We start from the raw sequence: 26,515 nt of genomic DNA, 5'->3' as shown, positions 1-26,515 counted from the left end.
GAAAGTCTTACTTGTCAGCGCTCTTTACAGGTAGGCGCTGCACACGGGCCAGGCGCCGGGACCCTGCGCGGCCAGCACGTTCTCGGCCACGCGGATCTGCTCTTCACGGCTGGCGTTGTCGGCGGAGCCCGCGCCACCGTAGGCTTCCCAGGTGCTCTGCGAGAACTGCAGGCCGCCGTAGTAGCCGTTACCGGTGTTGATGTTCCAGTTGCCTGTGCTCTCGCACTGCGCCACGGCGTCCCAGTTGTTCGCCGAGGCGGTTGCGGTGGTCAGACCGGCCGGAACGGCGATCATCGCGCCGGCAACAGCGGCAAGACCAAGGGCACGGGTGGTGAACTTGCGATTGAAAGACATAAAGTATTTCCTGCCTGCGCCCACCGACTCGGTGATGAAAACTACCGCGTCCCTGCCCCTCAGTCATGTCGGGGATCCTCGAATCACGGGGCAGGCTTTCTGGCGTTCTGCGATTCGATTCGGCTCGGGTTGTTGTTCAAGCCGTGATCGAATGTAGCCGGTTTGCGACCTGAGATCACGTACCGATCACGACGCCATTTGTAGCGAGCATTGTCCAAACGAACACCGTTCACCCCTGGTCGACCGTAATAAATCCGTAATCACACCACTGTCGTTATAGCGTCGTAATGTGACGGGGCTCATAAGGAATCAGAGACCCCGATCACGTTTCTTTTCCGGCAATTCGGGCAGTCTGCCCACGCCCGGCCGGGGGATGATGAATGAAAAGGAGGCGCACATGAGCACTCGCCGGACCCTGTTCACCGTCCTCGCGCTCGGCGTGGTCGCGGCCGTAGGCGTAGGTCTCTATCTGTTCCAGCCGTGGCGACTGTTCACCACGGTCACCGTCGACGAGGCACCGATCGTCGCGGTGGACGGCGCGCCACCGCCGGTGATCGCCGAGGGCACCTTCGTCTCCCACGAGCACGACACCTCCGGCACCGCCCAGCTCCAGCGCACGTCGGAGGGCACCGTCGTGCTCCGGATCGTCGACCTGAAGACCTCCGACGGGCCTGCCCTGCACGTCTGGCTCACCGACCAGCCGGTGATCGTCGACGACTGGCACAACTTCGACGACGGCGACCGCATCGACCTCGGCGCCCTGAAGGGAAACGAGGGCAGCCAGAACTACGAACTGCCCGCCGGTACGGATCTGGCCACGGTGAAGTCGGTCAGTATCTGGTGCGAGCGCTTCCACGTGTCCTTCGGCGCCGCCACGCTCGCGCCCGCGTAGGCGCAGCCCTGTCCGATCAGGGCCTGCCCCGACCCTTCAGCCATGCCTAGTGGGCACTCGAATCCCTCAGGCGAGCAAGCGCCGCTCGGTGGCCACCGCGACCGCCGCCGCACGGGTGTCGACCCCGAGTTTGTCGTAGATGCGGCCCAGATGCGTTTTCACCGTGGCCTCGCTGATGTGCAGTGCGCGGGCGATCTCGCGGTTGCCGAGGCCGTGGGCGAGCTGACCGAGGATGTCACGCTCACGCGCGGTGAGCGTGGGTCCTGGATTGCGCATCTTGGCCATCACCTTGGCGGCGACCGGCGCCGACAAGGCGGTCTGCCCGCCGGCGGCGGCGTGGATGGCGGCGAACAGTTCCTCCGGCCGCTCGGCCTTGAGCAGGTATCCGGTGGCGCCCGCCTCGATCGCGCGGGTGATGTCGGCGTCGGTGTCGTAGGTGGTCAGCACCAGGACGTGCGGGGTGGGGGCGGGCTGGGAGGTGATCCGGCGGGTCGCTTCGACACCGTCCATGTCACTACCGAGCTGCAGATCCATCAGCACCACGTCGGGGTGCAGGCTCGCGGCCAGCGTGACCGCGGTCGGTCCGTCGGCAGCCTCACCGACAACCTCGATACCGGGCGCGCTCGACAGCAGTGCGTGCAGTCCGGCGCGGACGACCGCGTGATCGTCACAGATCAACAGGCGCACGGTGGTGGTCACGTGCCGATGTTAGTGCGCGCGTTCCCCGACGATGCGAATCCCTTCGCGGGCCGGCGCCGGCGCGGTCAGCGGATGTTCGTGGCGGCGATCGCTTCAGTGGCCGGCGATCGCGTCGTCGATGATCCCGGGCGCGAGCGGAATCGCGGCGGAGAGCACCGTGCCGTCGCCGGCCGCGGATTCGATAGTGCAGGTGCCGCCGAGTTGGCGCACTCGCGCGCGAATCGCGGGCAGGCCGTGTCCGCGATGTTGTTGCGGGTCGGCCTGCGCGTCGGGGTCGAAGCCGCGTCCGTCGTCGGCAACGTCGAGCACGATCTGGTCGTCGAGGCAGGTCAGGGTGATCGTGGCGGTGGTGGCCGCCGCGTGTTCGCGCACATTGGCCAGCGCGCCCTGGGCGATGCGCAGCAGGGTGGCCTCGACCCGCTGGGGCAACGGGCCCGGCGCTCCTTCTATATGGCAGCGCACGGTCAGGGTGTCCGTGGTCTCTCGCTCGGCGAGTGCGGCCAGCGCGGCGGGCAGGGATCCGCCCGCGGCGAGGTCGGCCGGGGCCAGATCGTGGACGAACCGGCGAGCCTCGGTGAGGTCACGTTCGGCGATGGCGGCGGCCGAGCGCAGATGCGTGTGCGCGAGTTGCGGGTCGCTGTCCCACACCAGGTCGGCGGCTTGGAGCAGCATGCGCTGACTCGACAGTCCCTGGGCCAGGGTGTCGTGGATTTCCATGGCCAGTCGTTGCCGTTCGGCCAGGGTGCCCGCCGTGCGTTCGGTGGCCGCCAGTTCCTGTCTGGTCCGCACCAGGTCGTCGATCAGCGCGGCCTGCCGTTCGGCCTGACGGCGCATTCCGACGAACAGCGCCGTGGTCACCGCCGCCACCGCGGGTGGGGCGAGCACCAGATTCGGATCGAGCCAGCCGGCGATGCGCACCTGACTCGACACCACCAGCGCGGTGAGTACCACGACCAGAATCACCGCGACCCGCTCCGACAGAATCCGCAGCCCCGTGTACACCAGTGGCACCGCGCACCAGGCGAAACTCGGCGCGAGTACCACCAGCACCGACCAGGTGAGCACCAGCATCGCGAACCACACCAGCCGACCCGACTGACGCAGCTCGCTCAGCGCGTACAGCACCGCGAGCACCACGGAGAGGACGACGATCAGCGGCGTCGACCGCGTCTCGCTGTGCCGGATCAGCCACCGCATCAACGACGCGGCGAGCAGCACATAGAACGCACTGTGGACGATGACGGCGAGCAGGCGCGTGTCGTCTCGCTGGGCGCCGAGCAACTGAGCCATGTCATCCACCTGGGTTCTCGGCGGCTGCCGCCGCGGTTGTCGGCCTCTCGACCTCGATCTTGCCTCCCGCGAGCACTTCGGCGTCGCACCCTCCGGTCGGTCCGGGTCGAGGCGGCCGAGAAAACAGCTCGGCCTGGGCGAACTGTTGATTCTTCCCGATGATCGCCCGCGGTGGGTCATCCGATCGGTTGACCCCGGTGTCGGCCGATCCGGCCCCGGAGTGCAGCCGGTACGCCGATCCGCGCGGGCCCGCGAGCGAACAGGATGGATATCAACAGGCCACGGCAGACCGCCGGCCGGCCGAGATCCGCACAGGAGCAGCCATGACCGCCAAGTCCACCACCCGCAACCGTCTCATCATCGCCGGCGCCACCGTCGGTGTCGTCGCCGCCGGTGTGGTCGGTGTCGTGACGGTCCAGGCGCAGGATCAGGACCCGGCCACCCGCACCCCCGTCGTCGTCAACGCCGCCGACGCCAACCTGGCCCAGTCGACTCACCTGTCGATCGCCGCCGCCACCAAGGCCGCGCAGACCGCCCTCGACGCCGCCGCCAAGGAGAACCAGCGGGTGAGCGTCGCGGTTGTCGACCGCAACGGCAATGTCATCGTCACCCTGCGCGGCGACGGCGCGGGCCCGCAGTCCTACGACGCCGCCCAGCAGAAGGCCTTCACCGCGGTCTCCTGGAACGCCCCCACCACCGAACTGGCTAAGCGCCTCGAGTCGGCTCCCCATCTGGCCGACATCGACGGCACCCTCTTCCTCGGTGGCGGCGCCCCGGTGAAGTCGAACAACGCCCCGATCGCGGGCATCGGCGTGGCAGGCGCTCCGAGCGGTGACCTCGACGAGAAGTTCGCCCAGGCGGGCGTCGCCTCGCTCGGGAGCTGATCAGGATCTGAAGTACTGTCCCCCTGCCGAATTCGGCAGGGGGACAGTGTTCATTCGGTGCGCCGGGCGCGCGCCCGGCGTTTGCCCTCGTGCATCGCCTGGACTCGGGCGATCGGAATGGTGTGGCCCTCGGCGATCAAGTCGGCTGGAAGTACTTGTGGCGCAGGCATTTCCGTGTCCCACGGGTCAGCGTCACCGAGCAGGTCCCGCGCCGTACGCAGAGTGAAGTCGGCGGGGGTCACCGAGTCGATGTCGTTCCAGCGCACGGGAAAAGACACCGGTACACCCGGACGGATACGCGGGCTGTATGCCGCGATCACCGTTGCGCCACCGGCTCGCGTGGAGTCGAGAAAGACCTTGCCCGCGCGGTCCTCGCGGATGAACGCGGTGGTTCCGACGGTGGGGTCGATGCGCTCGGCCCTGGCCGCGACGGCCCGGGTCGCCGCCGCGGCGTCCTCGATCGCGACGCCGGGCTCGATCGGCACGTAGACGTGGAGTCCCTTGGCGCCGCTGGTCTTCACCGCACCGGCGAGCCCGTCGGCCGCCAGCGCGGCCCGGATCAGCTGCGCACCCGCGGCCGCGTCGCGAAACGTCTGTCCCGGTGAGGGATCCAGATCCAGCACCAGGTGCGTCGGTCCCGCGCTGTGGTCGACCGGCAGCAGCAGCGGGTGGTATTCCACCGCGCGCTGGTTTCCGAACCACAGCAGCGTGCGCACGTCGTCGCCGAGCGCGTAGGTGACCTCGCGATGCGAGCTCTCGGCCCACACCGTCGCGCGCGGAACCCAGTCCGGAGTGTATTTCGGCAGGTTCTTCTGCATGAACGGCTCCTGCCCCGGCCGCACCCGCACCACCGACAGCGCCCGCCCCCGCAACACCCGAACGAGCCGCTCCCCCACGAACTCGAGATAGTCGACCAGGTCCCGTTTGGTCGCCTCGGCCCCGTCGAACAACGGCTGATCGAGATTGCTCATCTCCACCCCACCGCGCAGCTCTTTGCTGGTCATGGCCCCACCTTGCCCCGCTGCCAGAGGGCGGTCAACCGGTCACGGACACAAACCCGCCGCCCGGCCCCAGCCGAACGCAGGGCGCCTCGATCTGCGGTCACCACCCGTTTTGGTCGATCACCAGGTCGTCGGCTATCGTATGTTCCGCGCGGCTCACCCCGGTGAGCTGTAGTTCTGGCCCCGTCGTCTAGCGGCCTAGGACGCCGCCCTCTCAAGGCGGTAGCGCGGGTTCGAATCCCGTCGGGGCTACAGAGGGAACTCCTCGGTCATGGTGACCGGGGAGTTTTTTTATGCCCGCGTCTTGTGCCCGGAGTGCAACACATTGACAGACGTTGCACGGTTCATACACTGTAGGAAACGGTGCATGGAGGTGACGTGATCGAGCAGACGGCGTTGGAGAAGCGACTCCAGGACGCCGCGGCGCGTCCCGATGCCGTGAGCGCGTTCCGCGCCGCCAGGGCCGTATTCCTGGCCGGGCACCGACTCGAGATGAAGGAACTCGCCGTCGCGCTCGGGGTGAACCGGGCGACGCTGTTCCGATGGGTCGGCGGGCGCGACGAACTACTCGCCGAGGTGATCTGGTCGGTCGCCGAGCCGACCTTGCGTCGCGCGGCCGCCGCGGCTCCCGGCCACGGCGCGTACCGCATCGCGACGATCCTCGGTGATTTCGCGCAGGCCACCAACACCTCCTACGCCTTCCGCCAGTTCCTGCTGCGCGAACCCGAGCGGTCGCTGCGACTGCTCACCACACGCGCGGGATCGGTGCAGCACCGCGTCGTCGCGATCGTGGAAGAGCTACTCGCCGAGGAGATTTCGGCCGAGAATCTCGATCCGCTGCTGCCGGTGCCCGAGTTGGCGCTGCTGCTGGTGCGGATCACCGAGACCTTCATCTACACCGATGTGATCAGCGGTGAGGAACCCGACGCGGCCAGAGTTGTCCGGGCGTCTTTGGTTCTGCTGGGCGAACGGCCCGAACAGTAAGTCAGCGAAAGGACACCATGAAGCGCTCCATCTTTACCGAGGACCACGACGCCTTCCGCGCGTCGGTCGCCGAGTTCGTCAAGCGCTCGATCGCGCCGAATGCCGAACGCTTCGTCGAAGAACGGGCGATCGACCGCGAAACCTGGCTCGCGGCAGGCGAACTGGGCTACCTCGGCCTCGGCGTGCCCGAGGAGTTCGGTGGCAGCGACGCGGGCGACTACCGGTTCAACGCGGTGTTCGGCGAGGAGCTGTCGAAGGCGAGCGCCGCGATCGCGTCCTCGTTCGGCATCCACTACGACGTGTGCGCGCCCTACATGGTCGAGCTCACCAACGACGAACAGAAGCAGCGCTGGCTCCCGAAGTTCTGCACCGGCGAGATCATCACGGCCATCGGCATGACCGAGCCGTCGGGCGGCTCCGACCTGGCCGCGCTGAAGACCACCGCCGTGCGCGACGGCGACGACTGGATCGTCAACGGCTCGAAGACGTTCATCACCAACGGTTTCAACGCCGACCTGGTGATCGTCGCCGCCCGCACCAGTCCGGAGAAGAAGGCCAAGGGCATCACGCTGTTCGTCATCGAGACCGGGATGGACGGCTTCACTCGCGGGCGCAAGCTCGACAAGGTCGGCCAGCCCGAATCCGATACCGCCGAACTGTTCTTCGACAATGTGCGCGTTCCCGACGCCAACCGGCTCGGCGAGGTCGACCGCGGCTTCATCGCCATGATGGAGCGGCTGCCGCAGGAACGCATCGGCGCGGCGATCTCCAACCTCGCCCATGCCTCGGCGATCCTGGACGAGACGCTGCAGTATGCCAAGGAGCGCAAGGCATTCGGGCAGCAGATCGGCAGCTTCCAGTACAACAAGTTCCTGTTCGCCGAGCTGGTCACCAAAATCGAAGTGACACAGGCGTTCGTCGATCAGGGCATTGTCGCCCACGCTGCCGGTGAGCTGTCCGCGGTCGACGCGGCGAAGGCCAAGTGGTGGTCGGCGCAGGTGCAGAACGACGTGCTCGACGCGTGTGTGCAGTTGCACGGCGGCTACGGCTACATGCGTGAATACCGGGTCGCGCGGGCGTGGATGGACGCCAGGGTGACCAAGATCTGGGCGGGCTCCAACGAGATCATGAAGGAACTGATCGGCCGCGATCTGGGTCTGTAGCGCACGGATAGCGTCGCGCCCGGCGTAGGAGCCACCGGGCGCGACGCGTCGCCGGTCAGTTCAGGATGATCGGCAGCGCGGCCAGATCGTTCTGCGTGAGCACCGGCAGGTTGCCGATCTCACTGTCGGGCACGGCAAGGCGCAGCTTCGGGAAGCGGGCGAACAGCGCGGGCAGCGCGATCGCGGCTTCCAGACGCGACAGCGCGGCGCCGGGGCAGATGTGCGGGCCGTAGCCGAAGGCCAAGTGGCGGTTGGCGGTCGAGCGCGTCACGTCGAACTCGTCGGCGGTCTCGCCGTGCACCGCGGTGTCGCGGCCGACGGCACGGTAGGACATCACCACGCCCTCACCCTTGGCGATCACGGTGTCGCCGACAACGATGTCCTCGGTGGCGAAACGCATCAGCAGGTGCGAGACCGGGCCGTCCCAGCGCAGCGATTCCTCGATGACCTGCTTCCACTCCACATCCCCGGCAAGGACTTTCGCCAGCTGCTCGGGTTCGGCGAGCAGCGCGCGCACGGTGTTGATGATCAGGCTGACGGTGGTCTCGTGGCCCGCGGCGACGAGAGCCTTGATGTTGCCGATCGCCTCTTCCTCGGTGAGCGGCTCGCCGCCCTCGTCGGCGGTGACGAACGCCGAGGTCAGATCATCGGCCGGGTCGGCGATCTTCTGCCGGACCAGGTCGGTGAAGTACACATCGAGGCCGCCGATCACCTCGAGGCGCTCGTCCTGCGGGGTCATCACCGAGAAGAACTTCTTGTACCACTCGAGCAGCTGCGCGTGGTCTTCGCGCGCGACGCCCATCAGGTCGCCGACCACGCGCATCGGCAGCGGGTAGGCGAAGACCTCCTTGAGGTCCACGGCAGCGCCGTCGGCGCCGGCGGTTTCGAGGTCGTCGAGCAGGTCGGCGGTCAGCTGTTCGATCACCGGGCGTAGCTCTTCCAGCCGCCGCGGGGCCAGTGCCTGGGCCGTCTTGAGCCGCAACCGGCGGTGCTCGGCACCGTCGACGCTGAACATCGAACGGTCGACGAGGACCATCCCGATCAGCGGCCACTGGGTGGTCACCACGCCGTCGGCGTACAGCGACCACGCGTTGATGTCCTTGACCAGCCGGGTGTCGGTGGTGAGCTGACGCGCGAGGGCGTGATCGGTGACCGTCCAGGCGGGCACACCGAGCAGGTCGATCCGGGTGATGGGACCGAGTGCTCGAAGTCGGGCGGTTTCCCCGTTGAGGTCACCGACCATGGGGTCGATGGCGAAAGGGCATGGCGAGCTCACGAGAAACCTCCGACGGGTCGAACTGGTGTGAAACGAACGGGCAGTGCGGTCATGCCCCGAAGGAAAGCCGAAGGTCGCCGGGTGAGCTGGTCGGCGGGCACCCCGAGGTCGACATCGGGCAGCCGGTCGAGCATCACCTCGATCCCGGTCCTCGCGATGATCTCGGCGATCTGCTGCGCCGGGAAAGGGCAGCGATATTCACCGTAACTGAACGCGAAGTGCGCGTTGTTGCCGGTGGGTACCGAGCCGCCATCGGTAAACGATTGGCGCACATGCGGATCCAGATTCGCGGCCGCGAGACCGAGCAGCAGCAGGTCGCCCGAACGAATCGTCTTGTCGGCGAGACGGGTGTCGCGCGCTGCCCAGCGCCCCGCCAGAATCGAGGTGGGACCCTCTTCCCAGAGCACCTCGTTCATGGCCTCACCGACACTGCGCCTGCCACCGCCGAGCGCGTTCGCGAACCGGTCGTCGGTGAGCATCAACCGCATGGAGCTGCCGAGCCAGTCGGCGGTGGTGAGGTGACCCGCGGCGGCGATCGCCATCAGGTCGTTCATGTATTCCTCGTCGGTGAACGGCTCGGGGTCGGCCAGCATCATCGAGGCCAGATCCCCAGCGGGACGTGCCCTTTTCGCCGCGACCAGGCGGGCCATGTGCTCGGCGAAGCGGGCGTGCCCGGACTGGGCGTCGGCGCCACCGTCGGCGAGCTGTTTCATCGCCAGGGCGAGGTCTGCCGCGTCGATGTCGGGCAGACCGAGGATGCGCGCCAGAGCGAGCGCGGGCAGCGGCACCGCGAACTCGGCGATCAGGTCGGCGCTGCCGCGACCACAGAAGCCGTCGACCAGGCGGTCGGCCAGTTCCTCACAGGCTCTGCGCAATTCGAAGTGATCCACCGCGTCCAGCGCCGGTTCCACCATCGCCAGGTGCCTGCGGTGTTCGGCGCCCGCGGTGAAGTAGATCGAGGGCATCGGGTGCCCGATCATCGGCAGCAGCGGCCAGTCCTCCGGGACCCGGCCCCACTGATTCCACAGCGACACATCGCGCGGGAACAGCAGTGGATCGCTGGTCACCTGGTGCAGTTCGCGATAGCCGATGATCAGCCACGCCGGAAAACCGCCCGGCAGCTCCACCTCGACGACCGGGCCGTGGTCGCGGCGCATCCGCCGGTAGACCTCGTGCGGTTCGATGTGGAACTCGGGCCCGCTCAACGGCACCGCGCCGGTGATCGGGCAGGCGCCGGTCGGTGTGCTCATCAGACGGTTTCTCCCTGCGGGACAGCGGAATACAGGTGCTCGACCAATGTGATCAGCACCTGCTTGCTCGATTCGCGCGAGCGCGCGTCACACATCACCAGCGGCACCGCCGGATCGAGATCGAGCGCGTCACGCACCGCTCCGGGCGAATGGGAATCGCCGAAGTCGTTGCAGGCGACCACGAACGGGGTGCCCTGATGTTCGAGCCGGTCGATCGCGTACCAGGAGTCGCTGATCCGGCGCTGGTCGACCAGCACGATCGCGCCGAGCGCACCGGCGAACAGCCGGTCCCACAGGAACCAGAACCGCTGCTGACCAGGAGCTCCGAACAGATACAGCACGTGTTCGTCGTCGAGGGTGATGCGGCCGAAGTCGAAGGCGACGGTGGTGGTCGACTTGCCGGGCACACCGCTGGTGTCGTCGACACCTGCCCCGACGTCGGTCATCGTGGCTTCGGTGTCGAGGGGCCGGATCTCGCTCACCGAGCGCACCAGTGTCGTTTTGCCGACACCGAATCCGCCGATCACCACGATCTTCAACCCGTGCATTGCCGTGCTGTGCAGCGGCGCTCGAGCCCGCTCGGGCACGTTCTCAGAGCTTGCGAAGTCCAACGAGCACCTTCTCGAGGGTGGAAGCGTCCAGCGACATCGCCGCCGACAGCGGTGGGCGCACCGTGATCTTGCCCGAGGCCAGCAGGTCCGACAGCACGACCGTGGCCACCCCGACGGGCAGGCGCAGCTCGGCCGCGATCTCCACCACGGCGGTCGGCGCCCGGCACATGTCGAGGATCGCGGCCTGCTCCGAGGACATGCCCGCAGTGGGCGCGGACTCGCTGACCACCAGGGTGACCAGGTCGAAGTCCTCGGTTACGGGGGCGCGTCCGCCGGTCAGCGTATAGAAACGGTCGGGATCGTCGTCGCGACCCGCCCTGGTCACTCGATCGCTCCGCGTCTGGGCTGGGCAGCCAGATGCTCACCGAGCTGTTCGACCAGCTCGTGCATCGTGTGGCCGACCAGACCGGCATCGGCGTCCTCGGCGGCGACCACCGCCAGGTGCGCGCCGCGCCCCGCCTCGACCACGAACAGGATGCCGCCGTAGAACTCGGTCATCGACTGGCGAACTCCGCCACGCCCGTCACCGAACTCCACGGATGCCCCGTGCGACAGGCTCTGGAATCCGGCGGCGATGGCGGCCAGCTGATCGGCGCGGTCCACATCGAGTTCCGGTGTGTGGCAGATCTTGAGCCCGTCGCCGGACAGCAGCAGGGCATGCCTGGCGCGCGGGGTGCGGGCGAGCAGCTTCTCGAGCAGCCAGCCGAGGTGGGCGGGGGCGGTGGTGGTCATCGGTCCTCCATGGGGTCGGGAGCCGCGGCGGCGCTGCCCGGTTCGTGGCTTGCGTTGGTGCGGCCCGGCGCGGAGCGCTGGAAGGCACCGAGGGCAGTGGGCTTGGCCGGTGCCGCCTTGGCGGCGGGTGCGGCGGTGAGACCTTCGGGGTGGACCTGGGCCAGGGTGTCGCCCCGGCGGCGTTTCGGCAGCGAGGGCGAGGTCGGGACCGCGCCGTCGGTCTCCGGTCGCGCGTGCTGGCCGGCCGGCTCGCTGAAATCCATGGTGCCGGTGTCGGTTCTGCGCGGGATCGGACTGTCGAACTGGCTCAGCGTGGCGGGTTCGGCGAAGCGTGGCGCCGCCACCACATTGCGACTGCGGCGTTCGGCGCGGGCGGTGAGCTCGCGCGGGATGACGACGACGACCGCGGTGCCGCCGATCGCCGACGGCCGATACGACACGGTGAGTTCGTGTTTGCGCGCCAGATGCCCGACCACCGCGAGGCCGAGCCGGGTACCCGACAGCGAGGCGAGATCCACGCCCTTGCCCTTGTGATCGCGCCCGGTGACGGCGGATTCGGCGCGGCGCAGCGCGGAATCGCTCATGATCAGGCCGCTGTCCTCGATCGTGATCACCACGCCCGCGGGCACTTCCGCGGCGTAGACGTGTACCTCGGTGGTGGGCGGCGAGAAGTTGCAGGCATTGTCGAGGAGTTCGGCCAGTGTGTGCATCACGCCTTCGGCGGCGTGCCCGGCGATGCCGACCTCGGCGATCGCCCGCAGCCGGACGCGCTGATACCCGGCGACACGGCCCATCGCGCCGCGCAGAATCGATTCCATCGCGATCGGTTTCGCCCAGCGGCGGCCGGTGCGCGCACCGGACAGGACCGCGATGCTGTCGGCCAGTCGTCCGGCCTGGGCGGTGCGATGGTCGATGTGGAGCAGGTCGGTGAGTACTCGCGGGTCGGCGTGGCGGTGTTCCATCTCCCGCAGTTCGGCCAGCATCGAGGTGGTCATCGCCTGGATGCGGCCGGCCGCACCGGCGAAGGCGGCCAGTGCCGCCGCGCCCCGGCGCGAGTTCTCCTGGGCTTCCCACGCGTACGCGGCGGTGTGCTCGTCGGCCTGGGTCAGGCGCGCGCTCGCCTCGGCCACGGTCGCGGCCAGTTGCTGCTCGGCCTGCTGGGCAGCGGCCAGACTCGCACGCGCCTGCGCGCGCTGACGCAGGGCGAACCACACCGCGGGGCAGCCGATCAGTGCCGCGGCCACCGCCGCGGCGAGCACCGGGATGCCGATGGCCGGTGGCGTGAACACCGCGGTCACCGCGGCGATCGCCACCACCGCCACGCCGGCGCCGAGCACCACAGATCCGGCGCTGTCGCCGGACGCCTTCGGCGCAGCTACTGTCTGTGCCATCGGCAGTACTTCCGCAGTACTCACAGGCCCCCTGCCATAGTGGTCGATCAAACACGCAGCAAGGCAGCCTGTTTCGAAGTCGGAGTCGAGCATATCGAGCCCCCGCCCGACCTGCCACTCGACCGATCAGGGTTCACCGGCCGTTGGGGTACGGGTCAGTATCGGGCCTGGTCACGGCAGGTGGGGCGAGACGGCGATCACGTCGCCAGAGCAGGTGCGATGACCGTTGCCATGGCTCGGTAGCCGGAGTCGTTGGGATGCAGGTGATCACCGCTGTCGAACGCGTCGGCGAGGCGGGTGCGATCACCGGGAGTGGCCAGCGCTCGTTCGAGATCGACCACCGTGTCGAAAGCGCCCGACTCCCGAATCCAAGTGTTCACCTCGGTCCGCAATCGTTCCTTCTCCGGCGAGTAGTACGCGGAACCGGCGAACGGCAGAATGGTCGCGCCGACGATGCGCACGCCCGCCGCGCGCGCCTGCGCGATCAAGTCGCGGTATCCGACGATGAGCTGCTCGGTCGAAACCGGCGGGAAGACAACCCCGTCCGGGCCCGCACTGCCCGACAGGCCGATGTCGTTGATCCCGATCAGGACGACGGCGGTGCCGACGCCCGGTTGGTCGAGAACATCGCGACGGAACCGCGCCAGCGCGCTGTCGCCGAGCACGGTCGAGTCGGTGAGCAGCCTGTTGCCGCTGATTCCGGCGTTGACCACCGGGCCGTGGTGGCCTACCGCCGCGAGCTGGTCGGGGTAGCGCAGGTCGGCGTCGGGGGTGGAGCGGTAGCCGTCGGTGATCGAATCGCCGAAGGCCACGGTGACGTCGCCGGTGCTCGACCGCAGCGTCTCGATGCCCGCCACGTAGTACCAGGACTGCGAGGTGTCGGTGAACTGCGCCGCCGACGGGTCGTCGGCGTGATCGCCCTGCGCTCGGTAGCTGGTGGCCAGCGACTGGCCGTGCTGAGTCGCGGGGCCGGTGGGTCGGTCGAAATAGAGCGTGACCGCGATCGATGACCCCACGGTGCGCACCGCGTCGCTGATCACCTCGGCCCCCGGTGCGATCACGAAGGTGGACTGCCCGCCGACGCTCAACCCCCGCACCGATTCCGGGACGATCGCCGCTCCCCCCGCGCTGGCGGCCACCGTCGCCGCCGACACGGGCAGGGGGTACTCGCCGAAGCGATTCGACAACCGAATCCTGACTTGTGGCCCCTCCTGCGACAGGCGAAACACCTGTCGCACAGTCTGATCGGCGAAACCCATCGCCGACCAGTTCTGGTAGACCGGGTACTGCACAGCGGTCGTCCAGGCACTCGACCACGAGGTTTCGGTGCCGCGCGCACCGAACGCCACCAGGATGAGCGCGGCCACGGCGGCGACGGGCGCGGCGATCCACCGCGGGCGCACCGTCAACGCAGCGACCATGTCATGCCGAAAGCCGCCAGAGCGTCGAGGAATTCGACCGGCTCGAACAGCTCGGCGGGTGCCTGCGCGCCCGGCTTGCCCACACCGGCGGCGATTCGCGTCGCGACCTCGACCGCGAGCTGGGCGCTGTTGCGGTAGGCGTCGGGACCGCGGCCGATCCCACGCAGGGTCCGGCCGTCGCGGTGGATGTCGACGACCATCGAGTACGCGGCCGGGGCCGACGGTGTTTCGGGCGCGGCGTCCAGATCGGCTTCGGTGACGGTGCCGACGATGTCGAAAATCGACTTCGCGAGTACGCCCTCCACCGAGCGTGCCGTGGTGTGGCGCGGAATCGTCACCACGGAGGGTTGCGGAAACTTCAGCACTGCAATGGGTTCCGTCTCGTCTGGAAGTAGGAAGGTGGTCCGGCGGGGCTGGGGACCGGTGTGGAATTCGCCGTCGGACCAAGACAGGCCGCCACTGGTGAAGACATCTAGATTCTGGAAGACGGTGCGCATACTTCCGCGCGAGCCCTCACCGCCGGGCGTGGCGACATGGCTCAGGACGATCTCGTCGGCGCCGCCGAGTCGCTCGGCGCCGAGGTGGGCGAGCAGGTCGCCGAAGATCCCCGCTTCGGTGGTCGCGGTCGAGAGCGTCACCCCGGCTTGCGCCGCGAGCGGGCCGAATTCGGCGAAGACCTTCTCGACGAAGAGCTGTTCCCCCGCGACGTCGACGTAGTGGACGCCGGCGGCGATGGCGGCGCGCAGCACTCCCTCGCCGCGACCGGTGTAGTCGGGCAGCGTACTGATCACGGCGTCGACGTCGGCGAACGCGGCGACGAGCGCGGCGTGATCGTCGGCGGCGGCGACGCGGACCTCGGCGGCGAGTCCGGCGAGCCGCGCGGCGTCGCGGCCTACGGCCACGGTCTCGATACCGCGCTCGCGCAGTTCCCGCACCGCGAATGTTCCGACGTGGCCACTGGCTCCGTAGACGGCGATCCTCATGTCGTGCTCCTTGTGCTCATCGGGCTGATTAACACAGCGTATGAACCATTCGTGAGACACGAAATCATCCAGAATCTTGTCTGGATATCCGACCGTCTCTGCGAGTACCGTTTTGAACATGGATCTGCTGAGCGATGTCCTGGCCACCGCGAAGACCGGCAGCCCAGCCTCCGGCATGTTCGTGCGGCACGCGCCGTGGGGTCGGGCGTATCCACGCCTCGAGAGCGCGGGCTTCCATGTGATTCTGCAGGGTTCGTGCTGGCTGACGCGACCCGATGCGCAGCCGCTGGCACTGGGCGCCGGTGACGCGGTCTTCATGCCTCGCGGGGTGGCCCACGATCTGCTCGACCAGCTCGACAGCCCGGTGACCGAAACCGCGGGCCCCGAGGATGTCCGGATCGTGACGGGGCCGGGCGCTCCCGCGACCCTGCTGTGCGGTTCCTACCAGCTCGCCACCGACCGAACCCATCCACTGCTGACGGAACTGCCCGAGGTGGTACACATTCCGGCCCGGCTCGGCACGCATCCGTCGCTGCGCGCCGCGGTGGACCTGCTGGCCGACGAACTCACCCACCCCCACCCCGGCGCCGACGCGGCGATACCCCCACTGCTGGACCTGCTGCTCCTCTATCTCCTGCGCGCCCGGCTCGCGGACTCCGCCCAGACGACCGGCTGGGCGGCCGCGGTCGCCGACCCGGACATCTCCCGTGCCCTGCGCGCCGTCCACGACGACCCCGCCCACGGCTGGACCGTCGAATCCCTCGGCGCCCGAGCAGGTCTCAGTCGCGCCGCCTTCGCCAAACGTTTCACCACGCTGGTCGGCGAGCCCCCGCTGACATACCTCACCCGCTGGCGCATGCTCACCGCTGCCCGCCTGCTCCGCGACACCGACCATCCACTCTCGACCGTCGCGAGGCACACCGGATACAGCTCCGAGTACGCCTTCAGCAAGGCCTTCAAACGCGAATTCGGCACGGCACCTGGCCGATACCGCTCGACATCGACCGAGGTCCTGCTGGCGGGCGCGCGGTAACCGTCAGCCGAGCACAGCCGTAGCCTCCACCTCGACGCGCAGATCCGGCTCACCGAGCGCAGCCACCCCGATCAACGTGATCGGCTTGACCGGATCCACACCGAGCTTCGCCGCCCTGGCAACGCCTTCGCCGCTCCTCGACACGCGATATCAGTTGAGTTGGGCTACAGCGGCTTTCGTCGCCTCGGCGACGAGGTCGTTGGAGGGTTCGGCGTTCTGGTCCGGCTTGGTGGTGAGGACGGCGAGGACCAGGGGCGCGCGGTGAGGGGGCCAGGCGATAGCTACGTCGAGAGCGGAGCCGTAGGCGGGGCTGCCGGTTTTGTCGCCGACGATCCAGTCCGTGGGCAGACCTGCCTTGATGCGTTTGGCGCCGGTCTTGCTCGCCTTCAGCCACGTGGCGAGTTGGGTGCGTTCGGGCTCCGGGAGGGCGGTGCCGACGACGAGGGCACGGTAGTTCGCCACCAGGGCGGCAGCGGTGGTGGTGTCGCGTTCGTCGCCGGGGATCGCGGTGTTGAGTTCGGGCTCCCAGCGATCGAGACGGGACACGGTGTCACCCAGGCTGCGCAGAAAGGCGGTGAATCCCGCTGGGCCACCCAGCAATCGGAGCAGCATGTTGCCCGCGGTGTTGTCGGACAGGGTGATCGCCGCGTCGCAGAGCGCGGTGACGGTCATGCCGGTGTCGACGTGTTTCTCCGTCTCCGGCGAGTTCACGACGATGTCGGCCGCGGTGTAGCGGATGACCTGGTCGAAATAGCCGGTGGACAGCGGATGCGCCTGCAGGAGTGCGCCGCACGCCACACCCTTGAAGGTCGAGGCCATCGGGAAGCGTTCGCCCTCCCGGTAGTCGACCGTGGCTCCGCTTGCGGTGTCAACTACCGACAGACCCAGTCGGGCGCCGTATTTCGCCTCCATGTCGGCGAATGTCGCGGTGGCGGGCACGGCCGCCGAAGTACTCGGTGCCGGTTCGGCGGCGTTGCGCGAGCAGGCGGTGCACGTCACGGCCGAGATCGCCAGCGCGACGGCGGCGATCCGGGTGCGGAGGCGGGGCGTCAGTGTGGAGGAAGTCACCGGTGCACGCAATCATCGCAGGCCGGTTCGAAGCCAATACCGGACAGCGGGCTGGACGAGTCGCACCCGATATCACCGCAGGTGAACAGCGGTAAGGCGACAGGGAAGACCGATATCCACCAGCTCGTCCGCCCAGATCGACCGAGCCGTGGCAAGAGCGCTGGTTCAATGGCCGATATGGATCTGATCCGCCACCTCCGGTTCTTCGTCTCCGTCGCGGACGAGGGCCACTTCGGGCGGGCAGCAGCGGCACTCGACATGACCCAACCTCCCCTGTCGCAGGGGTTGCGCCGCCTCGAACAACATCTCGACGTCGAACTCATCCACCGCACCAGCCAGGGCGCGCTACTCACCACCGCGGGCAAACACCTGTTGCCGCGCGCCCGGCTGCTCGTCGACGACGCCGACCGATTGCTCGCCGAATCACTGCGGATCGCGCAGCTCAGCGGGACCGTGCGGTTCGCGGCGACGACCGCGCTCCCCGATCGTCTGGTCACCGCGTGTGTCACCGGCTTGCGCGCCGCGGGTGGCAGCGTGGCGACGACACTGGCCACGACCGTCGATCTCGTCGCCGAGGTGCGCGCGGGCATCTGCGATGTGGCGGTGATCGAACATCCGGCGCTGGTCGACGGGGTGGAGGCCGGACCGGTGGTGAAGTTACCGCGCTGGTTGGTGGTACCCGCCGAGCACCGCACCACCACCGCCGAACGACCGACCTTCCCGATGCTCGCCGGACTGCACTTCGCGCATCCACCGCGCGCCGCGAACCCGCCCGCCTTCGACAGCATCATCGACCTGCTGCGGGAACGGGGGCTGGACGCACCACCACTCGCGGCTCCCGACGATCGGGCGGTGTTGGCCGCGGTGGCGGCGGGCACGAGTTTCGGCGTCACCGCCACCTCGCCGACGCCGACACCGGGGGTGGCCTGGCTCACGCTGGCACCGCAGTCGATTGCCTTGCGGATCAGGGTAATTCGCAGAGCGGACGCGGGAGCGCATGCCGATGCGCTGGATCGGGTGCTGTACCGGGAGCGGCTGCGATGAGTGTGTTCGACGCGGCGAGGGACGGCATGACGGAATCGGCGAGTGCCCGGATCCGTGCCGTGTTCGCCGATGCGGGCTGCGTCGGCTGGTTGCACGCCCGGCGCTGCGATGGGTCCGCCGGCGAGATCTCCGTCGGTGGGCACGAGCGGGTGGTGATCGCGTCGGTCTACAAACTGCTGCTGCTGGCAGCGTTCTTGCGACAGGTCGACCACGGCCTGATCGACCCCACCGGCCGGCTCACCATCGATCCCGCCGACTGCACGCCGGGCCCTACCGGACTTGCGGCACTCCATGATCCGGTCACGCTGAGCCGCCGCGATCTGGCGGCATCGATGATGACCGTGTCCGACAATGCCGCCGCCGATGTCCTGCTCGGCGAGGTCGGTCTCGCCGCGGTGAGCGAGCTGGTGCACGAGCTCGCCCTGACGGATACCCGGATCGTCGGCGGGACGGCCGACCAGCACCGCAGCCTCGTCCGCGATACCGATACCCACAGCACCGCAGAGGCTTTCGCGGTCCTGGCGGACAACGACGAGGCGTGGACCGTTTCCGCCTACGACCCCTCCTACGCCAGCGCGACCACACCCGAGGAGATGACCCGGTTCCTGGGGAAGCTGTGGACCGGTGACATATTGTCCACGGCCGGTACGGCATTCGCGCGCACGGTGATGAGCAAGCAGATCTGGCCGCACCGCATCGCCGCCGGATTCCCCCATCGCGGAGTCCTGGTGGCGGGCAAGACCGGCACCATCGGGGTGATCCGCAACGAAGTCGCCGTCGTCGAATTCCCTGGCGAAACACCGGTAGCGGTAGCGGTCTTCACCCGCGCCGCCCGCGCGGATCCGATGCTGCCGGTGGTCGACACCGCGATCGGCGAGGCGGCACGGATCGCCGTCACCGAACTGCGCCGCCCGCGCTGAGGTGACAACTCCCTGACGACCATGGCTAGCATCGTCGTTTGTGGGTGGAGATTCTTCCGGCTTCGGCCGAGTGCAGAAAATCGGGATCGCGGCGGGGGCGCTGGGTGTGGTGCTGGCGGTGGCGACTCCGTTGCTACCGGTTCAGCAGCAGCGCGCGAGCCTGGAGTGGCCACAGCCCCAGTCGATGCAACTCAGCGCGCCACTCGTGGACTACGTGCCGTTGTCGCTCGACGTGAGCATTCCGTGTACGGCGTTGCGCGACATGACCGGCGGGACAGTCCTGGCCACCGTTCCCGCCCAGGCGCCGCGAGCAGGATCGAAAGGCTTGGTCGCGCGCATCGAGGACCGGCCGGGAGCCGGGCGCACATTGTCCGTGGTGCTACGCGACAAGCTGCTGTTGAGCGCGCCGATCGCGGATATCGCGGGGAACGCCCCCGTACAAGAGAGCTCGGCCGCCGACGGCCGGGATGGCACACAACCACCCCCCACCGACGCGGACCGGCCACCTGCCCCCAACGGCACACCGTCCACCGGCGGCACTCCCCCCAACAACGCACCACCCGCCAGCGGCACTCCCCCCAACAACGCACCACCCGCCAGCGGCACTCCCCCCAACAACGCACCACCCGCCGGCGGCACCCCACCCAACAACGCACCACCCGCCAGCGGCACCCCACCCAACGGTGCACCGCCTTCTGGCGGCGCCACTCCCAACGGTGCGCCACCACCCGGCGGCACCACTGCACCTAACGGCGCGCCACCCACCGGCACCACTCCACCCAGCGGCGCTCCCGCTCCTGGCAGCACTCCCCCTTCGGGCGCGGTTCCGCCGAACGGGCCGAGCGGTGCGCCGTCCTCGACGACGAAGCCACCGGGCGGCGCGCCCGGAGCAGCCGTGCCCGAGACCGCACGCGACGCCCGATGCGGAGCGCTGACCGTGGTTTCCACCGGCTCGAGCACGACCGCCGAGCTCACCGGTATGACCCGGGCCGACGGATCGCCGATGAAGACGACCGTGGACGCTGATGTGCGCCCGCAGGTGGTCGGGGTCTTCACCGAGTTGGATCGCGGACGGATGGGAGACGCGCGGCTGCATGCCGAGATCGATGCGCGGTTCTCGTCGAGTCCGAGTGGCTGGAAGCTGGCGGCGATCGTCGGGGCGGTGTTGAGCGCCTTGCTCGCCCTGATCTGCCTGCACCGCGGCGACGCTCGCGACGGCCGCCGGACGCGTCGCGTTCTGCCCGCCCGGTGGTGGCGGTTCACCGGTCTCGACGCGGTGGTCGCGGGCACATTGGTCAGCTGGCATGTGTTCGGCGCCAACAGTTCTGACGACGGCTACATCCTCACCATGGCACGCGCGTCGAAGGAAGCGGGCTACACCGCCAATTACTACCGCTGGTTCCAGGTCGCCGAGGCACCGTTCGGCTGGCCCTACGAGGTGCTCGCCCAGATGACCCGGGTCAGCGAGATCGGGGTGTGGATGCGGTTGCCCGCATTACTCGCCGGGTTCGTGTGCTGGCTGGTGCTCAGCCGGGAAGTGTTGCCGCGCCTGGGTTCCGGTGTACGCGCGAGCGGGGTCGCGCGCTGGACCGCGGCCCTGGTGTTCCTGTCGATCTGGCTGCCCTACAACAACGGCCTGCGTCCCGAACCCCTGATCGCGGTCGGCGCGCTCCTCACCTGGTGCTCGATGGAACGGGCGATCGCCACCCGCCGCCTGTTGCCCGCCGCCGTCGCGGTGCTGATCGCCGCGTTCTCCCTGGCGGCCGGTCCCACCGGATTGATCTGCGTGGCAGCACTGCTGGCCGGTTCGCGACCGGTGCTGCGCACGATCATCGCCCGCGCCAGACCGGCTTCGGGCGCCGGCGCGTCCGCTCGCGCAACTGTGGTCCTCCGATACGCCGCACTCGTGGCCCCGATCGTCGCCGCGGGCACTCTCGTACTGGTCGTCGTCTTCGCCGACCAAACCTTCTCGACCGTCCTCGAAGCCACCCGCGTGCGCCAGCTCGTCGGCCCCGACATGTCCTGGTTCGAGGAACGCACCCGCTGGGATTCCCTGCTGTCGGTCAACCCCGACGGCTCCCTGGCCCGGCGCTTCGGCGTCCTCGCCATGCTCCTGTGCCTCGCGGTCGGCATCGCCGCGACGCTGCGCCGCGGTCGGATCCCGGCGACCGCGCGTGGCCCGGTGGCCCGAATCCTCACCGTCGTCTTCATGGCACTGCTGCTGATGATGTTCACCCCCACCAAGTGGACGCATCATTTCGGCGTCTACGGGGGCCTGGCGGCCGCACTCGCCGCGATCACGGCTGTGGCGCTGGTCCGCGTCGGCCGGAACTATCTGCGAACACTGTTCGCCGCCGCGGTGCTATTGCTGCTCGCCGTGAGCTTCACCGGCTCCAACGGGTGGTGGTACGTCTCCGGCTACGGGGTCCCGTGGCCCGACCGCGCCCCCACGCTCGGCGGGATCGAGGTGTCGACCCTCTTCCTCGCCGCGACGGCCGCAACCCTCCTCGCGGCCCTGTTCCAGTACTACCGTGCAGGCATCGAGCCCTCGGCCGTAGGGGACGGTGCCGATGGCCTCCGCGACCCGGGCGATGACGACGGTGGCACCGGTGATCACGGAACCGATGGCGATGCCGCCGGTTCTGACACGAGTCGAGTACTCGAACGCGGAAGCGGCGTGCAGCGGAAGTCCGGTGGCGGTATCGGGCGCAGGCCGAATCGCAAGATCCCGGCCGTCGCACCGCTGACCGTTGCCGCAGCGGCCATGGTGCTGTTCGAAGTGGGTTCGCTTGCCGCGGCGGCTGTTTCGCAGTACCCGGCATATTCGGTCGGGCTGTCGAATCTGCGCGCGCTGACGGGTGACCGGTGCGCGATGGCCGATGACGTTCTCGTCGAGACGAATACCGCCGACTCCCTGCTGACCCCGTACAACGGCACCGTCGCCGACGGGCTGGCCGCCGAGAACACCGGCTTCACCCCGAACGGTGTCGGAAGCCTCGCCCCCGATCCCGGTCCCGGCCAATCCTCCGCCCCGCCGTCGGGTTCCGGCCCCAGCCCCAGCGGAAACGGACCCGGCGGCCCAGGCCCCGGCGGAGGTGCACCCGGCAGCTCAGGCCCCGGCGGAAGTGGACCCGGCGGTGCGAGCCCCGGCGGCTCAGCACCTGGTGGGGGCACTTCTCCAGGTGGCGTGAACGGGACGCCGGGCAGCAACGGCGGCTCTACCGAGGCACCACCGAGCGGTCCGAACGCGGGACCACCCGGCGCACCCGGCGCGTCCGGTCCTGCCGTGGCCGGCGTGAACGGCAGCACGGCGGCATTGCCGTTCGGCCTCGCCCCCGAACGAACACCGGTACTCGGCAGTTACTCGACCGGCGAACCACAGCGAACGCAGTTGACGACGCAGTGGTATCGGCTGGATCTGGCCGCCGCACAGCAGAATCCGGTGTACCGGGTGATGATCCTGACAGTGGCCGGTCGGATCGAGTCCACGGCGCCCGATGGCTCACGCATGCCAGGGCAGCGCTTGCGAGTGGAGTTCGCTCGTCGGGCCGAGGACGGAACCACCACCGCCCTGGGCGATGCGGTCCCGCCGACGGTGGGTGGCGCTCCGGGCTGGCGGAACCTCCCGATCGCGCTGGATCGAGTTCCTGTGGGCACCACTGCCGTTCGTCTCGTCGCCGACGCGGCGGAGCCCGACCCCATGCAGTGGCTCGCGATCACCCCACCGCGCCTGCCGAAACTGTCGAGCCTGAACACCGTCGTCGGCAGCACCGACCCGGTCCTCGCGGATTGGCATGTGGGACTGGCTTTCCCGTGCCAGCGTCCGTTCGACCACCACACCGGTGTCGCGGAGATGCCGATCTGGCGAATCCAGCCCGACAAGCTCAACGCCCAGGTCTCCGAGACCTGGCAGGGCGACACCGGCGGCGGCCCCCTCGGCTGGACCGGAATGCTCATGCAGTCACGCACCATCCCGGCCTATCTGGCCGACGACTGGACCCGCGACTGGGGCGAGCTCCAACGCCTCACCCGCACCGTCGCCGCACCACCGGCCGACATCACCGTGCGCACCGAGCTCCGCTGGGGCCTGACGAACGAAACCCCGATCAAAACCAGCTGACCGCCGCAAACGCGAACCGCCGCTACCCGAGCACGGGTAGCGGCGGTTTCGGTTGTGGCAGAGGCTACTTCGGCGGTTCACCACCGGCGGGCGGGCCACCGGCCGGAGGCCCGTCGACGGGCGGTGCGCCACCGGCGGGCGGGGTCGCGCCCGCGGGCAGCGGCTTGCCGATGTTGCGCGCCATGTCGGGCATCAGCCGGATGGCGACCTGTTCCCAGGTGCCCCAGTTGTGGATGCCGATGTCGGGGAAGTCGTAGCTGACGTTCTCGTAACCCAGTGCGGTCACCCGCTTCTCGAACGAGCGGGTGTTGGCCAGGGCGATCGCCTCCAGTGGCATGCCCTGGGTGATCGCGTCGACCGAAGACAGGTCCTGGTCGGCGGGCTTGGCGCTCCCCGCGGAGACGTAGAGGCGGGTGTTGTTGGCGATCAACTTCTCGACGAACCCGTACGGGTCCATCCGCTTCCACTTCTCACTGCCCGCGGGCGCCATCGCCTCGATGTTGTACCCACCGCTGGCGATCATCGCCCCGCCGAGCGCCTCACGCATGCCGGGCATCGACATGTGCAGGTAGCCCGACAGCGACCCCGCGTAGGTGAACTGCTCGGGGTGGTAAGCCGCCATCAGCATCGCCGCGCTACCGCCGCTGGACAGGCCGACCACACCGTTGCGGGTCGCGCTGAAGCCCAGCCGGGACTTCATCGCCTCCGGCAGCGTCTTGGTGATGAAGGTTTCCCACTGGTAGGTGTTGACCTTGCCCTGGGTGTCCTCCCAGCCGCCGATCGCCGAACCGGAGTCGGCGCTGGGCAGCATCGACCCGTCGGGGTTGACGCCGAAGAAATTGCTCGGCTGCTCCCAGTCGGCGTAGAAGCTGGACTGCCCGCCGACCGGCATCACGACGTTGATGTTGAACTTCGCCATCTGCGCCGGGATGGTGGTGTGCTTCTCCCACCCGTTCAGGTCGTCCTCGGCGCGTTCGCCGTCGAGCAGGTAGACCACCCGATCGGTGTTGCCGTCGGCCGCGCGGATGATCCTGGTGTTGATCTCCCCCATCGACGTATCCACCCGGAAGTCGATCGCGGACGGGTCGGCATCGGCGGCGGCAGGCGCTACGGAGGCGCCGAACGGCACCACCACCACGACGGCGCCTGCCATCACTCGCCGAAGAACTGTTCTTACCCCACGCATGATCGGTGTTCTGACCTTCCCGTCTGTGCGGCCTCGCCGCTTCCCCACTCGACCCGCCGCGGTACTGCACCTGCGCGCGGGGCCCTGTCGGGCAGCATAGCGCGCACCCGATCCCAGGGGTACATCGAATTGTGAAGTGGGGCAGCCCGCTTCGTGCGCCCGCTCCGAACTGCGGATTCTCGGCGAAGGGCGACGTCGGCGGAGCGCTACCCTGGGAGGTCGATTCGTGGCCGCGCCCGGCCGCCCTGCCCAGAACGGGAACGCCGTGAAGCTCGCCGTACGCCTGATGCTGTTGTCGCTGGTCCTCGCAGTGCTGTTCGGGGTCCCCTGGTGGACGGTGGTCTCGGCGCCGACCGGTGGCAGCGGCACGCTGTTCTGGATCGGAACGGCGATCGCCGCGGCCGCCCTCGTGTGCCTGCCGCTCACGATGTTCCTCGGGCACGGGCCCGCGCAGTCCGATCCGGCGGTGATCGTCGGCGACACCCTGCTCGGGGTGCTGTGGGTGGTGTTCTCCTGGTCGGTGATCGGGCTGCTCGTGCGGGGCGCGCTGGCCGTCGGCGGGGTCGACGGTGCCCGGATCGTGGCGGCAGGAGTGCTGGTGATCTCGGCTGCGCTGGTCGGGTGGGGCGTGTACGAGGCGCGCCGGGTGCCGCGGGTGCGCACCGTCGACGTCGCGATTCGTGGGCTGGCGCAGGGCCTGGACGGGTTGCGCGTAGTGGTCGTCACCGACACCCATTACGCCGCGCTGAATCGGCGGCGCTGGTCGGAGCGCGTGGTCGAGGTGGTCAACGCGCAGCGGCCCGATATCGCCTGCCACGCCGGTGACCTCGCCGACGGTTCGGTCGTGAAACGCCAGGCGCAGGTCGATCCGCTCGGCAAGGTCGAGGCGCCGCTCGGCCGGTTCTACATCACCGGCAATCACGAGTACTTCGGTGACGCGCAGGGCTGGATCGACTACATGGCCTCGCTCGGCTGGCAGCCGCTGCACAACCAGCACAGCGTCCTGACCCGCGACGGCGACCGGCTCGTCATCGCCGGCATCGACGACCCGACCGGCGTCGGCCTGCCCGGTCACGGTCCCGATCTGCCCGCCGCGCTCGCGGGCGCCGACCCTTCGCTGCCGGTCGTCCTGCTGGCCCACCAGCCCAAACAGATCGCCGACAGCGCCGCGGCGGGCGTCGCGCTGCAGATCTCCGGTCACACCCACGGCGGGCAGATCTGGCCGTTCCACTACCTCGTCCGGCTCGACCAGCCGGTGGTCGCGGGCCTGAGCAGGCACGCGAACAACACCCAGCTCTACACCAGCCGCGGCACCGGTTTCTGGGGTCCCCAGCTTCGGGTTTTCGCCCCCAGCGAGATCACGGTGCTGGTGCTGCACCCGGACAACTGAGCCCCAGTTGCCCACCGCACAGGGGCGTCCGAGATCGGATCAGCGGTGCGGCTGGGTGACTTCGGTCGGCAGCGTGCCGCCCATCACCACCTTCGAACCGTTCCACGAGTAGGTGATCGTCGCCGGACCGCCCTGCGGCGCGGCAAAGGGTTCGTCACCGGCGAGCCAGCGATAGTCGACGGTCACCGCGTTGTTGCTCGATCCGACGACGGTGGTGAAGGCATACGGCTCAGAAGTGCCCGTGCCCAAGTATTTTCCGTTGCGGAAGAACAAGAGGTGGATCGGCGCACCCGCGGAGTTGCCGCCGATGGCGCGCACATACAACAGCTGCCCACAGCTACCCGGCTGATCACTCGAAGCCTGTCCGGCGACCCAGCTTCCCTCGAGGCTCGCGAGGGCGTTCTGCACACCGGTCGAGGCCGGGTCTATGCAGCGACCCGGTCCACTGATGTTGTCAGCGGGGGCGGGAGAGGTGGTGTCGGGGGCCGGGATCAGCGTGGGAGCTTGTGTGACCGGCGGTGTTTCGGGCTCCGGCGCGATGGTGGCGCCGGGCTGGGGCGCGGCGGTCTCCTCGGCAGCGGGCGACCCCGGGGCCTGGGTACCCGGCGCGGGCGCGCGGGAGGTCGACGAAGCGGCCGTCGCGCGAGAGGTCGATGTGCTTGTCCCTGAACCACTCTCGTCGGTGCAGCCTGTGACCAGTGCCGCGGCGACGGCGATGAGCGCGCCCATTCGAACTGCGTTCTTCATGGTTCCTCGATTCTGTGTCCCCTACGCGCTGTAGCGCGTACATGCAGACTTCATCGGGGCCCCCGACACGGTCGTT

Annotated in this window: 24 protein-coding genes, 1 tRNA gene and 1 pseudogene; 10 read left to right on the top strand and 16 right to left on the bottom strand. The window is 68.9% G+C overall.

Annotated features, from left to right (window positions below; all coding sequences use genetic code 11):
- Positions 1-27: 27 nt before the first annotated feature.
- Positions 28-354, bottom strand: a pseudogene (locus ACFVVI_RS25375) (transglycosylase family protein); the annotation flags it as partial.
- A gap of 397 nt (positions 355-751) precedes the next feature.
- Here ACFVVI_RS25375 and ACFVVI_RS25370 point away from each other — a divergent pair.
- The gene (locus ACFVVI_RS25370) at positions 752-1,246 is read left to right on the top strand and encodes a DM13 domain-containing protein (RefSeq protein ID WP_379314650.1); all 495 of its coding nucleotides are present in this window, start codon (positions 752-754) and stop codon (positions 1,244-1,246) included.
- Between the two features lie 66 nt (positions 1,247-1,312).
- Here ACFVVI_RS25370 and ACFVVI_RS25365 read toward each other — a convergent pair whose 3' ends face one another.
- Together ACFVVI_RS25365 and ACFVVI_RS25360 are read right to left on the bottom strand one after the other, a co-directional pair.
- Positions 1,313-1,945 carry a response regulator gene (locus tag ACFVVI_RS25365; protein WP_378991457.1) on the bottom strand — a complete coding sequence of 211 codons (633 nt, stop codon included), beginning with the start codon at positions 1,943-1,945 and terminating at the stop codon, positions 1,313-1,315.
- Positions 1,946-2,038: 93 nt separating this feature from the next.
- Complete coding sequence (locus ACFVVI_RS25360; protein WP_387447169.1) at positions 2,039-3,235, bottom strand: sensor histidine kinase; 1,197 nt, start codon at positions 3,233-3,235, stop codon at positions 2,039-2,041.
- 323 nt (positions 3,236-3,558) lie between these two features.
- Here ACFVVI_RS25360 and ACFVVI_RS25355 point away from each other — a divergent pair, with 323 nt between their 5' ends.
- A complete protein-coding gene (locus tag ACFVVI_RS25355) occupies positions 3,559-4,119 on the top strand; it encodes a heme-binding protein (RefSeq protein ID WP_378633096.1) in 561 nt (186 codons plus the stop codon).
- Positions 4,120-4,169: 50 nt separating this feature from the next.
- Here ACFVVI_RS25355 and ACFVVI_RS25350 read toward each other — a convergent pair whose 3' ends face one another.
- Complete coding sequence (locus tag ACFVVI_RS25350; RefSeq protein ID WP_387447168.1) at positions 4,170-5,123, bottom strand: DNA polymerase domain-containing protein; 954 nt, start codon at positions 5,121-5,123, stop codon at positions 4,170-4,172.
- A gap of 176 nt (positions 5,124-5,299) precedes the next feature.
- Here ACFVVI_RS25350 and ACFVVI_RS25345 point away from each other — a divergent pair.
- From ACFVVI_RS25345 to ACFVVI_RS25335, 3 genes are all read left to right on the top strand, one after another.
- Positions 5,300-5,372: transfer RNA gene (locus ACFVVI_RS25345), tRNA-Glu, on the top strand.
- Positions 5,373-5,498: 126 nt separating this feature from the next.
- Positions 5,499-6,104, top strand: a complete 606-nt coding sequence (locus tag ACFVVI_RS25340; RefSeq protein WP_378991452.1) for a QsdR family transcriptional regulator — start codon at positions 5,499-5,501, stop codon at positions 6,102-6,104.
- A gap of 17 nt (positions 6,105-6,121) precedes the next feature.
- Positions 6,122-7,267: an acyl-CoA dehydrogenase family protein gene (locus tag ACFVVI_RS25335; protein ID WP_378633088.1), complete on the top strand. Its 1,146-nt coding sequence runs from the start codon at positions 6,122-6,124 to the stop codon at positions 7,265-7,267.
- Between the two features lie 55 nt (positions 7,268-7,322).
- Here ACFVVI_RS25335 and ACFVVI_RS25330 read toward each other — a convergent pair whose 3' ends face one another.
- The 8 genes from ACFVVI_RS25330 to ACFVVI_RS25295 form a co-directional block, all read right to left on the bottom strand.
- Complete coding sequence (locus ACFVVI_RS25330) at positions 7,323-8,543, bottom strand: cytochrome P450 (protein ID WP_387447167.1); 1,221 nt, start codon at positions 8,541-8,543, stop codon at positions 7,323-7,325.
- Positions 8,540-9,793, bottom strand: a complete 1,254-nt coding sequence (locus ACFVVI_RS25325; RefSeq protein ID WP_387447166.1) for a cytochrome P450 — start codon at positions 9,791-9,793, stop codon at positions 8,540-8,542. The genes ACFVVI_RS25330 and ACFVVI_RS25325 overlap by 4 nt, the downstream gene beginning before the upstream one ends.
- Positions 9,793-10,341 carry an ATP/GTP-binding protein gene (locus ACFVVI_RS25320; protein ID WP_378633469.1) on the bottom strand — a complete coding sequence of 183 codons (549 nt, stop codon included), beginning with the start codon at positions 10,339-10,341 and terminating at the stop codon, positions 9,793-9,795. The genes ACFVVI_RS25325 and ACFVVI_RS25320 overlap by 1 nt, the downstream gene beginning before the upstream one ends.
- Before the next feature lie 43 nt (positions 10,342-10,384).
- On the bottom strand, positions 10,385-10,729 hold the full coding sequence (locus tag ACFVVI_RS25315; protein WP_378991448.1) for a DUF742 domain-containing protein: 345 nt from the start codon (positions 10,727-10,729) through the stop codon (positions 10,385-10,387).
- On the bottom strand, positions 10,726-11,136 hold the full coding sequence (locus ACFVVI_RS25310; protein WP_378633077.1) for a roadblock/LC7 domain-containing protein: 411 nt from the start codon (positions 11,134-11,136) through the stop codon (positions 10,726-10,728). Before ACFVVI_RS25310 ends, ACFVVI_RS25315 begins: the two co-directional genes overlap by 4 nt.
- Complete coding sequence (locus ACFVVI_RS25305) at positions 11,133-12,527, bottom strand: sensor histidine kinase (protein WP_378991447.1); 1,395 nt, start codon at positions 12,525-12,527, stop codon at positions 11,133-11,135. Before ACFVVI_RS25305 ends, ACFVVI_RS25310 begins: the two co-directional genes overlap by 4 nt.
- A gap of 197 nt (positions 12,528-12,724) precedes the next feature.
- Complete coding sequence (locus ACFVVI_RS25300; RefSeq protein WP_387447279.1) at positions 12,725-13,930, bottom strand: SGNH/GDSL hydrolase family protein; 1,206 nt, start codon at positions 13,928-13,930, stop codon at positions 12,725-12,727.
- 2 nt (positions 13,931-13,932) lie between these two features.
- Positions 13,933-14,931, bottom strand: coding sequence for a saccharopine dehydrogenase NADP-binding domain-containing protein (locus ACFVVI_RS25295; RefSeq protein WP_387447165.1), 999 nt, complete (start codon positions 14,929-14,931; stop codon positions 13,933-13,935).
- A gap of 118 nt (positions 14,932-15,049) precedes the next feature.
- On the opposite strand from ACFVVI_RS25295, the gene ACFVVI_RS25290 reads away from it, so the two are divergent.
- Positions 15,050-15,964 (top strand): AraC family transcriptional regulator, encoded by a 915-nt coding sequence (locus ACFVVI_RS25290; protein ID WP_387447164.1) that lies wholly within the window; start codon positions 15,050-15,052, stop codon positions 15,962-15,964.
- Between the two features lie 3 nt (positions 15,965-15,967).
- Here ACFVVI_RS25290 and ACFVVI_RS25285 read toward each other — a convergent pair whose 3' ends face one another.
- A complete protein-coding gene (locus tag ACFVVI_RS25285; RefSeq protein WP_387447163.1) occupies positions 15,968-16,108 on the bottom strand; it encodes a hypothetical protein in 141 nt (46 codons plus the stop codon).
- A 6-nt stretch (positions 16,109-16,114) separates the two neighbouring features.
- The gene (bla, locus tag ACFVVI_RS25280; protein ID WP_387447162.1) at positions 16,115-17,032 is read right to left on the bottom strand and encodes a class A beta-lactamase; all 918 of its coding nucleotides are present in this window, start codon (positions 17,030-17,032) and stop codon (positions 16,115-16,117) included.
- 168 nt (positions 17,033-17,200) lie between these two features.
- Between bla and ACFVVI_RS25275 the strand changes: the two genes are divergently transcribed.
- Genes ACFVVI_RS25275 through ACFVVI_RS25265 form a run of 3 tightly spaced genes read left to right on the top strand, consistent with a single transcriptional unit; the run spans position 17,201 to position 23,116 of the window.
- A complete protein-coding gene (locus ACFVVI_RS25275) occupies positions 17,201-18,076 on the top strand; it encodes a LysR family transcriptional regulator (protein WP_378991439.1) in 876 nt (291 codons plus the stop codon).
- 26 nt (positions 18,077-18,102) lie between these two features.
- Positions 18,103-18,996, top strand: a complete 894-nt coding sequence (locus ACFVVI_RS25270) for a serine hydrolase (RefSeq protein WP_378991631.1) — start codon at positions 18,103-18,105, stop codon at positions 18,994-18,996.
- Between the two features lie 40 nt (positions 18,997-19,036).
- Positions 19,037-23,116, top strand: a complete 4,080-nt coding sequence (locus ACFVVI_RS25265) for an arabinosyltransferase domain-containing protein (RefSeq protein WP_387447161.1) — start codon at positions 19,037-19,039, stop codon at positions 23,114-23,116.
- Positions 23,117-23,180: 64 nt separating this feature from the next.
- On the opposite strand, the gene ACFVVI_RS25260 is transcribed toward ACFVVI_RS25265, so the two are convergent.
- Positions 23,181-24,269, bottom strand: coding sequence for an alpha/beta hydrolase (locus ACFVVI_RS25260; protein WP_378991437.1), 1,089 nt, complete (start codon positions 24,267-24,269; stop codon positions 23,181-23,183).
- A 259-nt stretch (positions 24,270-24,528) separates the two neighbouring features.
- On the opposite strand from ACFVVI_RS25260, the gene ACFVVI_RS25255 reads away from it, so the two are divergent.
- Positions 24,529-25,692, top strand: coding sequence for a metallophosphoesterase (locus tag ACFVVI_RS25255; RefSeq protein ID WP_387447160.1), 1,164 nt, complete (start codon positions 24,529-24,531; stop codon positions 25,690-25,692).
- A gap of 39 nt (positions 25,693-25,731) precedes the next feature.
- On the opposite strand, the gene ACFVVI_RS25250 is transcribed toward ACFVVI_RS25255, so the two are convergent.
- Positions 25,732-26,439 (bottom strand): LppP/LprE family lipoprotein, encoded by a 708-nt coding sequence (locus ACFVVI_RS25250; RefSeq protein WP_387447159.1) that lies wholly within the window; start codon positions 26,437-26,439, stop codon positions 25,732-25,734.
- Between the last annotated feature and the right edge of the window lie 76 nt (positions 26,440-26,515).

It is taken from the genome of Nocardia sp. NPDC058114 (assembly GCF_042884695.1).
Taxonomy (GTDB): domain Bacteria; phylum Actinomycetota; class Actinomycetes; order Mycobacteriales; family Mycobacteriaceae; genus Nocardia.
This window is presented reverse-complemented; position numbering and strand designations above follow the sequence as displayed.